This is a genomic window from Brevundimonas sp., from assembly GCF_965227765.1.
In the GTDB taxonomy this organism is placed as follows: Bacteria; Pseudomonadota; Alphaproteobacteria; order Caulobacterales; family Caulobacteraceae; genus Brevundimonas.
The window spans coordinates 3089402-3101979 of record NZ_OZ245778.1; the positions used below are offsets into that span (position 1 = coordinate 3089402).

11 protein-coding genes are annotated in these 12578 nt (G+C 67.2%); 9 read left to right on the plus strand and 2 right to left on the minus strand.

The genetic code is table 11. From position 1 onward, the window contains the following. The first annotated feature begins 242 nt into the window (after positions 1–242). The 6 genes from ACO05L_RS14810 (at position 243) to ACO05L_RS14835 (ending at position 8910) form a co-directional block, all read left to right on the plus strand. Positions 243–557, plus strand: a complete 315-nt coding sequence (locus ACO05L_RS14810; RefSeq protein ID WP_421729932.1) for a hypothetical protein — start codon at positions 243–245, stop codon at positions 555–557. A 57-nt stretch (positions 558–614) separates the two neighbouring features. Next, positions 615–1868 carry a TolC family protein gene (locus ACO05L_RS14815; protein ID WP_421729933.1) on the plus strand — a complete coding sequence of 418 codons (1254 nt, stop codon included), beginning with the start codon at positions 615–617 and terminating at the stop codon, positions 1866–1868. Beyond that, positions 1865–3049, plus strand: coding sequence for an efflux RND transporter periplasmic adaptor subunit (locus tag ACO05L_RS14820; protein WP_421729934.1), 1185 nt, complete (start codon positions 1865–1867; stop codon positions 3047–3049). The genes ACO05L_RS14815 and ACO05L_RS14820 overlap by 4 nt, the downstream gene beginning before the upstream one ends. 11 nt (positions 3050–3060) lie before the next feature. Then, a complete protein-coding gene (locus ACO05L_RS14825) occupies positions 3061–6282 on the plus strand; it encodes an efflux RND transporter permease subunit (RefSeq protein WP_421729935.1) in 3222 nt (1073 codons plus the stop codon). A 97-nt stretch (positions 6283–6379) separates the two neighbouring features. Then, positions 6380–8422 carry a heavy metal translocating P-type ATPase gene (locus tag ACO05L_RS14830; RefSeq protein WP_421729936.1) on the plus strand — a complete coding sequence of 681 codons (2043 nt, stop codon included), beginning with the start codon at positions 6380–6382 and terminating at the stop codon, positions 8420–8422. Beyond that, the gene (locus ACO05L_RS14835; protein ID WP_421729937.1) at positions 8419–8910 is read left to right on the plus strand and encodes a Fur family transcriptional regulator; all 492 of its coding nucleotides are present in this window, start codon (positions 8419–8421) and stop codon (positions 8908–8910) included. The genes ACO05L_RS14830 and ACO05L_RS14835 overlap by 4 nt, the downstream gene beginning before the upstream one ends. A gap of 240 nt (positions 8911–9150) precedes the next feature. Here ACO05L_RS14835 and ACO05L_RS14840 read toward each other — a convergent pair whose 3' ends face one another. Beyond that, entirely contained in the window at positions 9151–9465 is a 315-nt protein-coding gene (locus tag ACO05L_RS14840; protein WP_421729938.1) for an XRE family transcriptional regulator, read from the minus strand. A gap of 66 nt (positions 9466–9531) precedes the next feature. Here ACO05L_RS14840 and ACO05L_RS14845 point away from each other — a divergent pair, with 66 nt between their 5' ends. The 3 genes from ACO05L_RS14845 (at position 9532) to ACO05L_RS14855 (ending at position 11082) form a co-directional block, all read left to right on the plus strand. Then, positions 9532–10101, plus strand: a complete 570-nt coding sequence (locus tag ACO05L_RS14845; RefSeq protein ID WP_421729939.1) for a hypothetical protein — start codon at positions 9532–9534, stop codon at positions 10099–10101. A gap of 184 nt (positions 10102–10285) precedes the next feature. After that, positions 10286–10603: a helix-turn-helix domain-containing protein gene (locus tag ACO05L_RS14850; RefSeq protein WP_421729940.1), complete on the plus strand. Its 318-nt coding sequence runs from the start codon at positions 10286–10288 to the stop codon at positions 10601–10603. After that, positions 10600–11082, plus strand: coding sequence for a hypothetical protein (locus ACO05L_RS14855; RefSeq protein ID WP_421729941.1), 483 nt, complete (start codon positions 10600–10602; stop codon positions 11080–11082). Before ACO05L_RS14850 ends, ACO05L_RS14855 begins: the two co-directional genes overlap by 4 nt. Positions 11083–11420: 338 nt before the next feature. Here ACO05L_RS14855 and ACO05L_RS14860 read toward each other — a convergent pair whose 3' ends face one another. Further along, the gene (locus ACO05L_RS14860) at positions 11421–12503 is read right to left on the minus strand and encodes a glycosyltransferase family 4 protein (RefSeq protein WP_421729942.1); all 1083 of its coding nucleotides are present in this window, start codon (positions 12501–12503) and stop codon (positions 11421–11423) included. Positions 12504–12578: the final 75 nt, after the last annotated feature.

The following is a 12578-nucleotide window of genomic DNA, read 5'->3' on the forward strand; positions in this document are numbered from 1 at the left end:
AACCGCCGTTACGGGTCGGAAGCAGTAGCAAGGCGGCGAACGTGAATGCCCGCTTCAGGACCAAAAGCTGACGCTTGGAGCGCCCGCCCAGAGTCGTCCTGATTTCGCGGCGGCAAGTCACACGGGCTGTTGTGGGCGTTGGTCGCTTTATCTCCGCTGTGTTCGGACCTCGGACATGGGCTTCCACCCTCATCATGTGTTACACGCCCCGAATGGTTCAGCAGAACGGCAGATTTGGATTGATGGCGGCGCTCTTTGCGCTGTTCGTCGCCATCTTCGTCCTGATACCGACCGTCGACGCGGCGGCCTGTGCCATCGAACTCGAACCCACGCATGCAGCGGCTTCGGTCGATAATGACGGTAACGACCAGCCGACCGATGCCGACGGCCACGCCATCTGTTCGCACGGCCACTGCCACCATGGCGGCACAACGCTGCCGTCCTCGCCTCAACAGTTCGCGGTGAACTCGCCCGGTGCGGCAAGCCCGGTGCGGCCGTCTTCTGACGATCTGAAGTCCCGCGTCCCCAGCGGTCCGAAGCGCCCTCCCAGAGCCTGACGATGCCCTGCGCCTTCGTGCGCGCGTCAATCGTCTTGAACTGCTGGGACATGGAACATGCCACCCTTGAAATCTGGTCGGTCGCCCTGGGCGATCGGCTGCGCCGTGGTCGCGATGACGACGGCGGTTACCGGCCCTGCATGGGCTGACCCCGCGCCTTCGTTCGAGGCGCTGCTTGGACGCATAGGGCTCACGCCGACGACCTTGGAGGCTGATGCGCTTCTCGACGCGGCCGAGGCCCGGGTGGGTCAGGCGCAGGTCCGACCCAACCCGGAGCTGGGACTGGAGGCGGAGAACGCTTTCGGCACCGGCCCCTTCTCGGGCTACGACAACGCCGAGACCACCCTGTCGCTGAGCCAGGACCTGGAACTGTGGGGCCGTCGCGGCGCACGGGTGGAGGTGGCGAGGGCCGAAGCCGGCGCCGCTGTCCTGCGACGCGATCTGGCCAGCGTGGAGGCGGCGAACCGTCTGGCCCTGGTCTATGCCGAGGCCGAGGCTGCCGAGCGGCGTTTCCTGCTGGCGGAGGAGGCGTTGGCGGTCACCATCGCCGACACTCGTGCCGCCCTGATCCTCGTGGAAGAAGGCCGCGAACCGCTTCTGCGCGGCATCCAGGGGGAGACGGAAGCCGCCGCCGCCCGTGCGAACCTGGACGAGGCCCACGCCGAGCGCGATGCGGCCTTCGCCCGTCTGACCGCCGTGGCCATGCTGCCCACGCCGGTCACGTCAATCGAGACCGGTCTGCTGGACAGAACCCCGGCGGGGGTCGCCGCAATCGCCGGAACCACGCCGGAGGTGCGGGTGGCGGAGGCCGAACGCGCCGCCGCCGGAAGCCGGATCGAGGTCGAGCGGGTCCGCGCCCGGCCGGATGTTCGAGCCTCGGTTGGCGTTCGTCGCTACGAAGCCGAGGACGCCACGGCTCTGAGTTTCGGCGTCAGCATGCCCCTGCCGCTGTTCGATCGGAACCGGGGCAATATAGACGCCGCCCGGGCGGAGTTCCGAGCCGCCGAGGCGCGGCTGATGGGCGCGCGTCAGGAGGCGGAGGCCGACCGAAACGCGGCCGAGGCACGCCTGCGGGCTTCGGCCAGCCGCGTGTCCGCGACCGACGCCGGGGTTACGGCAGCCGAGGAGGCCTACCGCCTGTCCAGGGTCGGCTTCGAGGCGGGACGCATCTCGCAACTGGAACTGCGGTCTTCCCGCGCCGCCCTGATCAACGCCCGCAACGCCGCCGTGGACGCCCGCCTCGCGCGGGTCCGGGCGGAGATCGACCTCGCGCGCCTGCAAGGCCGCGCCCCGTTTGGAACATCCCAATGAAATCCACATCTCCGATCAACAAGACCTGGCTGATGGCCGGGGTCGCCGCCGTCGTCGTTCTGGGCGGCGCGGGCATCTACGCGATGACCCGCTCACCGTCCGAGGCCCCGGCGTCAGCCGAGGCTGATCATGCCGAAGGCGAGGAGGGTCACGCCGAGGAAGCCGAGGCTGGAGACGGCGTCCTGGTTCTCTCGGCGGCGCAGATCGAAGCCGCCGACATCTCGATCGTCGGCGTCACAGGCGGCGGCGGAGGCGAAACCCGACTGTCGGGCCGCGTCGAACCCATGATCGACGCCAGAGCCGCCGTGGCCGCGTCGGTCGGAGGCCGCGTCGAGCGAGTTCTGGTGGCGCCGGGCCAGTCGGTGCGCGCCGGACAGCCCCTCGCCATTCTGGTCAGCGGCGACGCCGCCACCCTTCGCGCCGATGCGGACGCGGCCCAGGCCAACGCCGTCGCTGCCGAGCAAGCACACAGTCGCGAGGAGAGCCTCGCCGACCAGGGCGTTGTGGCGCGTCGCGATGCCGAGGTCGCCCATGCGCAGGCGCTCAGCGCGCAGGCGTCGGCACGCGCCGCGCGCGCCCGCGCGTCCGCCGCTGGCTCCCCCAACGCATCGGGTCGGCTCAGCGTGACGAGTCCGATCTCGGGCGTGGTCACCAGCGTTCAGGTCGGTCCGGGCGGCTTCGCAGCCCAGGGCGGGGTCATCGCCGAGGTCACCAACCCCGCGCGGGTGGAGATCGTCTTCAATGCTCCGCCGACGCTTGCGGCCCAGGTCCGCGCCGGATCATCCATGCGCGTGCAAGGCCCGGCGGGCGAGTTCGACGCCGTCGTCACCGGCGTCGCCGCCGGCGCCGGGGGTGGGAGCGGGGCGACCGTCATTCGCGCGCGGCCGACAGGCTCCAGCCTGCCGCCCGCCGGATCGGCGGTCACCGGAAGCATCGTCACGGGTGGGACGGCCGGCGGCTTCACCGTGCCGTCCGAAGCCGTGCAGACCATCGAGGGCGCAAGCGTCGTCTTCGTCCGAACCGCGACAGGCTTCCGCGTTGCGCCGGTTCTGGTCGGCCGTCAGGCCGACGACCGGACGGAAATCCTCAGCGGTCTGACCGGGGCTGAACGCATCGCCGGGGCCAACGCCTTCCTCCTCAAAGCCGAACTCGCCAAGGGCGAGGCCGAGCACGGGCACTAGAGGCGCCAATCATGTTTAAAGCCATCATTGAAGCGTCGGTCCGGTTCCGCTGGTTCGTCGTGATCGCCGTCAGCCTCGTGGCGGCGCTCGGTCTGTTCGAACTGACCAAGCTGCCGATCGACGCGGTCCCCGACATCACCAACCGTCAGGTGCAGATCACCACGGTTGCCCCCGCCCTCGCGCCCGAGCAGATCGAGCGTCAGGTCACCTATCCACTGGAGACGGCCCTGGCCGGCATCCCCGGCCTGACCAGCACCCGGTCGCTGTCGCGCAACGGCTTCAGCCAGATCACCGCGATCTTCACCGACCAGACCGACATCTATTTCGCTCGTCAGCAGGTCGCCGAACGGCTCGCCGCCGCGTCCGAGGGGCTTCCCGACGGCGTGGAGCCGGGCCTGTCGCCCATCACCACTGGCCTCGGCGAGGTGCTGATGTGGACGGTCGACTACATCCCCTTCAACAGCCGGAACCTGTCCGCGCCGGGCCAGCCCGGCTGGCAGGCCGGACGGGTCTATCTGACGCCCGAAGGTCAACGGCTGACCACGCCGGAACAACAGGCGACCTATCTGCGCACGGTTCAGGACTGGATCATCGCACCCCAGATGCGCACCGCCCCCGGCCTCGCCGGGGTCGATACCGTCGGCGGCTACGTTAAGGAATACGCCGTCCGGCCCAATGCCTCGCAGCTTGCCGCCTACGGCCTCGGCCTCGGGGACTTGGTTGAGGCGGTCGAGCGGGCCAACACCCAGGCGGGCGCCGGCTACATTCAGCGGGCGGGCGAGGCCCTGGTCGTGCGCACCGACGCCCTGGCCCTGACCGTCGATGATCTGGCTCAAGCCCCGGTAGTCAATCGCGGTGGTCTGGTCGTCCGGGTCGCCGACGTCGCCACGGTCGAGATCGGTCAGGCTCCGCGCCTGGGCGGCGCCAGCCGCGACGGACATGAGGCGGTGCTTGGCACGGCCTTGATGATCGCAGGCGGCAACAGCCGCACCGTCGCCCAGGCCGCCGCCGACAGACTGGCGGTCGTGGACGACAGCCTGCCACCCGGCGTCGTCGCGACGCCGGTCCTGAACCGCAGCGAACTGGTCAACTCGACCATTTCGACCGTCGCCCGGAACCTCACCGAGGGCGCGCTGCTGGTCATCCTGGTTCTGTTCCTGCTGCTCGGGAATATCCGCGCCGCGACGATCACTGCCCTGATGATCCCGCTGTCCTTCCTGTTCGCCGTCATCGGCATGAACCGGTTCGGCATCAGCGGTAACCTGATGAGCCTGGGCGCTCTCGACTTCGGTCTGATGGTCGATGGCGCGGTGGTGGTGATCGAGAACACCCTGCTGATGCTCACCCGGCACCGGGCCGCTGCGGGACGGATGCTGACCCGCCACGAGCGACTGGACGTCGCCGTTCAATCCGCCCGTCAGATGGTCAAGCCCGCCGCCTTCGGCCAGTTGATCATCCTTCTGGTGTTCGCCCCCCTGCTGATGCTGGAAGGGGTTGAGGGCAAGACGTTCCAGCCCATGGGCGCGACCGTCATGCTGGCTCTGGTCGGGGCCTTCATCTTCTCCTTCACCTTCGTGCCCGCCATGACCGCCTTGCTGGTGCGTGATCCCAAGTCCATTCACGTTGGTCCTGACGGCCAGGCCGTCGAACACGAGACCCGCATCCTGCGGTTCGCGCGCCGGTTCATCCAGCCCGCCATCAAGGCGGCGGTCGCACGGCCCAAGATCGTGCTGATCTCGGCGGTGGCGACCCTAGTCATCGGCACCGTCTCCTTCATGTCCCTTGGGCGCGAGTTCATCCCGACGCTCGATGAAGGCGACATCGCCATGCAGGCATTGCGCGTGCCGTCGGCCTCGCTCGAACAGTCTCTCGCAATGCAGATGGCCCTGGAGCGCGCCATCACGGCCCAGCCGGAAGTGGAGACCATGTTCTCGCGCACCGGCACTGCCGAGGCGGCGGTGGACCCGATGCCGCCGAACATCTCCGACAGCGTGATCGTGCTGAAGGACCGAAAGGACTGGTCCGATCCGGGCTTGGAGAAGGAGGCGCTGATCGAACGGCTGGAGGAGGTCGCGGGTCAGCAGATCGGCAACAACTTCGAGTTCAGCCAGCCTATCGAACTGCGCTTCAACGAACTGATCTCGGGCGTCCGCACGGACCTCGCCGTCATGGTCTATGGCGACGACTTCGACACGCTCCAGCGGGTGGCCGATCAGGTCGCGACCTCGCTGCGGGAGACCACCGGCTCGGCGGACGTGCGGGTCGAGCAGGCCTCCGGCCTGCCCACCCTGACCGTCAGCGTCGATCGCATCGCCGCCGCCAGCTACGGCCTGTCCGCCGCAGACGTCAGCGAGGCGGTTTCGGTCGGCATCGGCGGCGCCGAGGCCGGGCGCATCTTTGAGGGCGACCGGCGCTTCGACGTCGTCGTCCGTCTGCCTGACGACGCCCGCAACGATCCGGCGGCCCTGGCGGCGCTGCCCGTCGTCTCCGACACCGGGGTGATCGTGCCGCTGTCCTCGGTGGCGCGCATCCAGACCGGCGAGGGCCCGAACCAGATCAGCCGCGAGAACGGCAGCCGCCGCATGGTGGTGCAGGCCAATGTTCGCGGCCGCGATCTGGGCGGGTTTGTCGCTGACGCCCAGAACCAGGTGGCAGAGATCGAACTTCCGGCCGGGGTCTATCTGGATTGGGGCGGCCAGTTCGAAAACCTGAAGCGCGCCGAGCAACGCTTCGGCCTCGTCATTCCGGTTGTCTTCGTCCTGATCGGCGTGCTGCTCTTCCTGGCGCTGGGATCGTTCGCGGAGGCCGGTCTGGTCTTCGCCTGCGTCCCCCTGGCGCTGGTCGGTGGCGCGCTGGCGCTGCTGCTGCGCGGCATGCCCTTCTCGGTCTCTGCAGCGGTCGGCTTCATCGCCGTTTCCGGTGTGGCGACCCTTAACGGCCTCGTGCTGATGCAGGCGATCCGTGAACGACTGACGGCCGGTCTGACGCCCTACGACGCCGCCATCGAAGGCGCTTCCAGCCGTCTTCGAGCCGTTCTGACCACCGCCCTCGTCGCCATCGTCGGCTTCATCCCGATGGCGCTGGCACATGGTGCGGGAGCGGAGGTTCAGAAGCCCTTGGCGACGGTGGTTATCGGCGGCCTGCTGACGGCGACCATCCTGACCCTGCTCGTCCTGCCGACCTTCGCGGCCCGGGCGGTCAAACATCGCAAGGATGAAGGGATCGAGGATTGACCGCCCCCAGTCCTGAGCACCGCCGGAAACGACGAACGCTCCCGGTAGTCCTGGCTCTCAACGCCGCTCACAACGATCACAAACAGGAGGCGGTTCGATGAGTTCGCCCAAGACCGCCCACCCGGCCGGAAACGGCCACCACCACACCGAAGAGAAGGCGGGAGGCGATCCGCACGCCCATGGCGGTGTGTTCGGATCGAACACGGAAGTGATCTTCGCAGCATCGAGCGGCGTGGCGCTGGCGCTGGGCTTTGGACTGGACAAGCTGGCACCCGGGGTTCCGGCCTGGCTGCCGCTCGGTCTGTATCTGATTGCCTATGGCTTCGGCGGCTTCTTCACCGTCCGCGAGGCTTTCGAAAACCTCCGCAACAAGCGGTTCGAGATCGATACCCTGATGCTCGTGGCCGCCGCCGGTGCGGCGGCTCTGGGGGCCTGGGCCGAGGGCGCGCTGCTTCTGTTCCTGTTCAGCATCGGCCACGCGCTGGAAAACTACGCCATGGGCCGCGCAAAACGCGCGATCGAAGCCCTGGCCGACCTCGCGCCCCGCACGGCCCATGTGCGTCGCGGCGACCAGGTCGTCGAGGTTTCGGTCGAGGACGTCGAGGTGGGCGACACGGTCGTGGTGCGGCCCAACGAACGACTCCCGGCGGACGGGTTTGTCGTCTCCGGCGCGACAAGCATCAATCAGGCCCCGGTGACCGGCGAGAGCATGCCGGTCGATAAACAGCCGGTCCCCGACCCCGCTGCGGCCCGGGAGCGGCCCGCCCAGATCGGTTCTGCCTCCATCGTCTTCGCCGGCACGATCAACGGAGCGGGCTCGATCGAGATCGAGACGACCCGCAAATCGAACGACACGACCTTGGCCAAGGTCGTCCGCATGGTCAGCGAGGCGGAGACTCAGAAGTCCGCGACCCAGCGGTTCACCGACCGTTTCGAACGGATCTTCGTCCCCGTCGTCCTCGGCCTCGCCTTCATCCTGCTCTTCGCCTGGGTGGTGGTCGACGAGCCGTTCCGCGACAGCTTCTACCGGGCCATGGCGGTTCTGGTGGCGGCCAGCCCCTGCGCCCTCGCCATCGCGACGCCGAGCGCCGTCCTGTCTGGCGTTGCGCGGGCGGCCCGGGCCGGTGTGCTGATCAAGGGCGGCGCGCCGCTTGAGAACCTAGGCTCGCTCAACGCCATCGCCTTCGACAAGACCGGCACTCTGACAGAAGGGCGGCCACGCATCACGGACATCGTGCCCGTGGGCGGTGCGAGCGAAACTGATCTGCTGATGACCGCCGTCGCCGTGGAACGGCTGAGCGACCACCCGCTGGCCGAGGCCATCGCCCGCGACGGGTCGGAACGTCTCGGCGGCAAAGCGATTGCTGCGGCGTCGGGCCTGAAGAGTCTGACCGGGAAGGGCGTAACCGCTCAGCTTGAGGGCGCGACGGTCCTGATCGGCAAGCCCGAGATGTTCGGCGGCGACGGCGTCGCTCCCTTGGGTCGGGAGGCGGAGGCGGCTGTGTCTCGACTCCGAGAGGAAGGACGCACCCTGATGGTTGTGCGCCAGGGCGAACGCGATCTCGGCGTGATCGGCCTGCTGGACACGCCGCGAGCAGCCGCGCGCGCCACGCTTGAGGCCCTGCGCGCCCTCGGCGTGTCTCGGATGATCATGATCTCGGGGGACCACCAGAAGGCGGCCCAGGCGATCGCGAGCCAGGTCGGCCTTTCCGAGGCCTGGGGCGATCTGATGCCCGAGGACAAGGTCAACGCCATCAAGCGGCTGCGCGCCGAAGGCAAGATCGCCATGGTCGGGGACGGGGTCAACGACGCCCCGGCCATGGCCACGGCAACCGTGGGCATCGCCATGGGAGCGGCCGGTTCCGATGTTGCGCTGGAGACGGCCGACGTCGCGCTGATGTCCGACGATCTCGCGCAGCTTCCGTTCGCCGTGGGTCTGAGCCGCGGAACCCGTCGCATCATCCTGCAGAACCTGATCGTCAGCCTCGGCGTCGTCGCCTTCCTCGTGCCTGCGACCATCCTCGGCCTCGGCATCGGGCCGGCCGTGGCGATGCACGAGGGCTCGACGCTCCTGGTCGTGTTCAATGCCCTTCGGCTGCTTGCCTACAAAGACGGGACCACAAGGACGTCATCAGCATGACAGCAGCCTGTCCTCACGGTCAGGAAACGGAACCGCCGACGGCCACATCGGTCAGTCTTGCGCTTGATGCTGCTCACGAGCGCATTGTCTCCGCCAACCAACGAATGACTACCCCCAGACGTCGGGTGCTGGAACTGCTTCTGAAGTCGGGTCGACCAGTGAAGGCGTATGATCTCGTCGCCGCCTACCACGCTGCCGGACGGGTCGCGACACCCGCCACTATCTATCGAGCCCTGGAGTTCCTGGGGAAGTTGGGTCTGGTCCACCGGCTTTCATCGTCGAAATGCTATGTGGCCTGCACCCTCGGCATGGCTGCCCACCCGGCGGCCTTCCTGATCTGCGATTGCTGCGGCTTGTGCCGCGAAATCGCTGCGCCTGAGCCGGCTTCATTGAGCGGGGCTGCAAACCGGCTCGGCTATTCCGTTGATCGCATCACCATCGAAGCTGCGGGCAGATGTTCGGCGTGCTGTGTAGTTGGAGGCGAATAGGACGCCACAGCGCCGCCGGTCGCACTACGCCATCTACGGTGGCGTCTGCATCGCCGCGTCGCTGCTCTATCTGTGGCTGGCCGACGCCAGCCGCCCCACCGCTAGGGCTGTAGGGGGGCGTTCGTGTGCCTGATTGGCTCGACAATATCCCGTTTTCGCACCGAACCGCCTGCGTATCTCACGCCGCCGCTCGCTACCTGGATGCCGGCTCAACCCGCACCAGAACGGCAAAAGCGTCGGTCATGTTTGTGGCTTGTCTCGCCGCCGGCGTAGCGGTTCCTGATCTGGCGATTCCAATCTGACGCCGGCGCCGTGCCGGTCGGCAGCGATGAAGAGAACACCGGCGGACTCAAGGGTGCCGATAAGAAGCCTGGCGCTGGCGGTGGTGACCTCTGCCGGGCCGTTGGTCTTTTCGGCTTTGCGGATCGTATTGACCGCCAAGCCGGTCCTCTCAGAGAGGTCAGAGACTGACATGTTCAGCAGCCCCCTAGCCGCCCGCAGTTGGGCGCCGGTGACGGTGGCGACGGCGTGGTCGTGCTCGCTGTCGGAATTCATGATTGACACATAGCACCATATCTGCAAGATAGCACCATTCGCTCCGTCGGGGCAGAGGAGGTGCAGATGAACGACTTTAAACTCGATCCGCCGGTTTGTCCGGCCCATGGAAAGCCGACGAAGCGCGAGGCATGTCCGGCATGCAACGCCGCCTATATGCGCGGTTACTTGCGCAAGATTCGCCAGACCCGCCCCCACAAGACGATCTTGGAGCGGGCGCGCAAGCGGGCCCGGCGGCAAGGCCTTCCTTACTCGCTGCGCCGGCAGGACATCTCGCTGCCGGCCCGCTGCCCGGTGCTTGGGATTTCGCTGCGGACCGGGCAGAGCCGCTCGCCGGCCTCGCCCTCCCTCGACCGTATCGATCCCGTGCAAGGCTACATCCCCGGCAACGTCCGGGTCATCAGCGACCACGCCAACAAGCTGAAGGGCAACCGGTGCCTTGCGGACATCCGGTCGCTGAGCCTGAAGGGCCCCCCCGCCCGCAGGGCAAAGTATCAGGCCGTCGCCGCTTACGTGGAGCGCGAAGCGCTGCTGGTCGAGGTCCGGCAGAAGGCGGCGCGGGACCCGCGCCCCAACAGCCCCTGGCAGGTGATAGCCGACTTCCTGGAACGGCGCTTCCGCAGCTTTGCGGGGTGACGCCGCTTAGGGTGTCGGAATGTAATCATGAAGATGATCGTTACCTTAATACTGAATTAATCAAGCAAGTCAGCGATATAGCGCTGAAATTAACTTGACTAATCGACTCGGTTAAGATTTGATGAACCTGTTACTCACCCCGCACTGACCCACAGGAGATGTGCAACGAACCAAGGAGAAAGCCATGCAGACCCAAGAACGTGACGTGCCCAAACTGTCCCCGCTGGAAGACCGGTGGCTCCCGCCGGTGGAGGCGGCGAGATACCTCGGCGTCGAGGTGGGCACGCTGTCCAAGTGGCGTCTGAGCGGCAAGGGTCCGATCTACTCCGCCGGGCTCGGCCGGGACCCGCGCTACCAGTTGTCGGACCTCTTGGCCTATATGGCTTCGAAGATGGCCTCCAACACACGGGAGGCCCGGACGATCCGCCGCGAACATAAGGCCTTCGAGGGCCAGCACTATACAATGCGGCGCCCGAAGCGCGCTGGACGCGGCAGGGCGTGAGCATGCCCCAGAGCCCACGCAAGCCCGTCTACAGCTATCACACTAGTTGCCTTCAGGACGACATGGCTGTGGTCCCGCCGGGGCCCGGCGCATTCGCTGTCGTTCTGCGCAGCGAGTTTCGCATCCAAAGCCCATACGACGCGGAGGTTATCTGCCTGCCCGCTGGTACCCCTTTGCTGGGACTGGCCCAGGTCGAAAGCCTGAGCGACGCGGTGCGTCACCATCTGTACGGATCAAGCGCCGGGTCCGATCTTCGGCTGGGCGTGGCGTTGTTCCTCGGTCACGACCCCGCTTTAGGCAGTGATCACCCTTCCGCCGATGCGGTTTGCGCCGACATCGATAGCTGGCTGGGCGAGAACACCGCGTTCATCTTCTGGCCTCGCAGGGGCGATACGGCTGGGATCAATCAAGAGGGCTTCTTCGCTGGCGTGGCCCGGTCGTGGGCCTCGGGGGCGAAACCCCCGCCCGCTACTCATTAGAAGCGCGGGGCATGTGCTACCCGGTTTTCACCGGGCCCGGCAAAGTGGACATCTAACGCAGACCTCAAGCACGCCTCCGGGCGGTGCAGATGCTGTGCCTCGGCTCCCCTGCTCGGCATCACCCCCCCGTCTCGACCGTCGCAGTTGGTTTGTGGTAGCTACATGAGGCCCATCACGTCGGTGGGCGCGCCTCTAACCCGGAGGTGGCGTGAGCGGTGGTTTAGGATTCTTCCTGCTCTAACGCCCCGCAGATCGCTGGACCCATTCGCGTTGTTTTTGCTGCACATTCACCCTCTTATCAACGGCTGGCAGCCGTTCCCCTTGCGGGAGAAGGGTGATCAGGCCGCCTTGCGCCGGACCCGCGCGATGCGACGCAGCCGGCGCCAGAAGCGGCCGCGCTGGGGCTCCGGATAGGGCTCCAGATTGGCGACGAACTCTTCCGCAGACGCGCGCCAGCTGAACTTCTCGGCATAGGCCCGAACCGTCGCCCGGTCGCAGTCCAGCGCCTGGAGGCAGGCCGTCTTCAGGTTTTCGTCGATGGCCCCGGCGTTCGAGCCGGGGATGATGTCGATGGGGCCGTGCGCCGGGAAGGCGGCGACCGGGGTGCCCGTGGCCATGGCTTCCAGGATCACCAGGCCGAAGGTGTCGGTCCAGCTTGGGAAGACGAAGACGTCGGCGTCGCGGAAGCAGCGCGCCAGATCCTCGCCGAAGCGGGCGCCGAGGAATTTCGCCTCAGGATAGCGTTCCTCGAGGTCGGCCCGAGCCGGGCCGTCGCCGACGACGATCTTGGTCCCCGGCAGGTCGGTTTCGAGGAAGGTCTCGATATTCTTCTCGACCGCCACCCGGCCGACGTTGAGCCAGAACGGGCGCGGCCAGTCCTTCCCGCCCATAGAGTCGAAGATGCGTTCGAGGTCGGGGTTGAACTGTTCGGTGTCCACGCCGCGCGTCCAGGGCGAGACGTTCTTGAACCCGTGGGCCACCAGTTCGTCGCGCAGGGTGGGCGTCGCCACCATCAGCCGGCCCGACGGCTTGTGGAACCACTTCATGTAGGCATAGCCGACCTGGACCGGGATCGGGAACCGGGCCGAGACATATTCGGGGAATTTGGTGTGGTAGCTGGTCGTGAAGGGCAGCTTCCACTCGACGCAGATCCGCCGCGTGGCGATGCCGATGGGGCCTTCGGTGGCGATGTGGACCGCCTCGGGCTCGAAGGCGCGCAGGCGTTCGCGAATCTCTTCCTCGGCGCCCAGGGCCAGCCTGATCTCGGGATAGGTCGGGCAGGGAATGGTCTTGAACTGGCTGGGTTCGATGACATCGACCTCGTGGCCCATGCCCCGGCATTCCGCCACGGTGCGGGTCAGGGTGCGGACGACGCCATTGACCTGGGGTTCCCAGGCGTCGGTGGCCAGAACGATGCGCATCTAGAAGAGATCAGCCTGCCGTTTTGAAGCCGGAACCCTTAGCCCGTTCGCGCGACGATGGCGAGACAGTGTGAA

Excerpts from the sequence above, each read along its gene's own strand:
- ACO05L_RS14810 (WP_421729932.1), top strand. The coding sequence starts at position 243 with ATGGCGGCGCTCTTTGCGCTGTTCGTCGCCATCTTCGTCCTGATACCG.
- ACO05L_RS14815 (WP_421729933.1), top strand. The coding sequence starts at position 615 with ATGCCACCCTTGAAATCTGGTCGGTCGCCCTGGGCGATCGGCTGCGCC.
- ACO05L_RS14820 (WP_421729934.1), top strand. The coding sequence starts at position 1,865 with ATGAAATCCACATCTCCGATCAACAAGACCTGGCTGATGGCCGGGGTC.
- ACO05L_RS14825 (WP_421729935.1), top strand. The coding sequence starts at position 3,061 with ATGTTTAAAGCCATCATTGAAGCGTCGGTCCGGTTCCGCTGGTTCGTC.
- ACO05L_RS14830 (WP_421729936.1), top strand. The coding sequence starts at position 6,380 with ATGAGTTCGCCCAAGACCGCCCACCCGGCCGGAAACGGCCACCACCAC.
- ACO05L_RS14835 (WP_421729937.1), top strand. The coding sequence starts at position 8,419 with ATGACAGCAGCCTGTCCTCACGGTCAGGAAACGGAACCGCCGACGGCC.
- ACO05L_RS14840 (WP_421729938.1), bottom strand. The coding sequence starts at position 9,465 with ATGAATTCCGACAGCGAGCACGACCACGCCGTCGCCACCGTCACCGGC.
- ACO05L_RS14845 (WP_421729939.1), top strand. The coding sequence starts at position 9,532 with ATGAACGACTTTAAACTCGATCCGCCGGTTTGTCCGGCCCATGGAAAG.
- ACO05L_RS14850 (WP_421729940.1), top strand. The coding sequence starts at position 10,286 with ATGCAGACCCAAGAACGTGACGTGCCCAAACTGTCCCCGCTGGAAGAC.
- ACO05L_RS14860 (WP_421729942.1), bottom strand. The coding sequence starts at position 12,503 with ATGCGCATCGTTCTGGCCACCGACGCCTGGGAACCCCAGGTCAATGGC.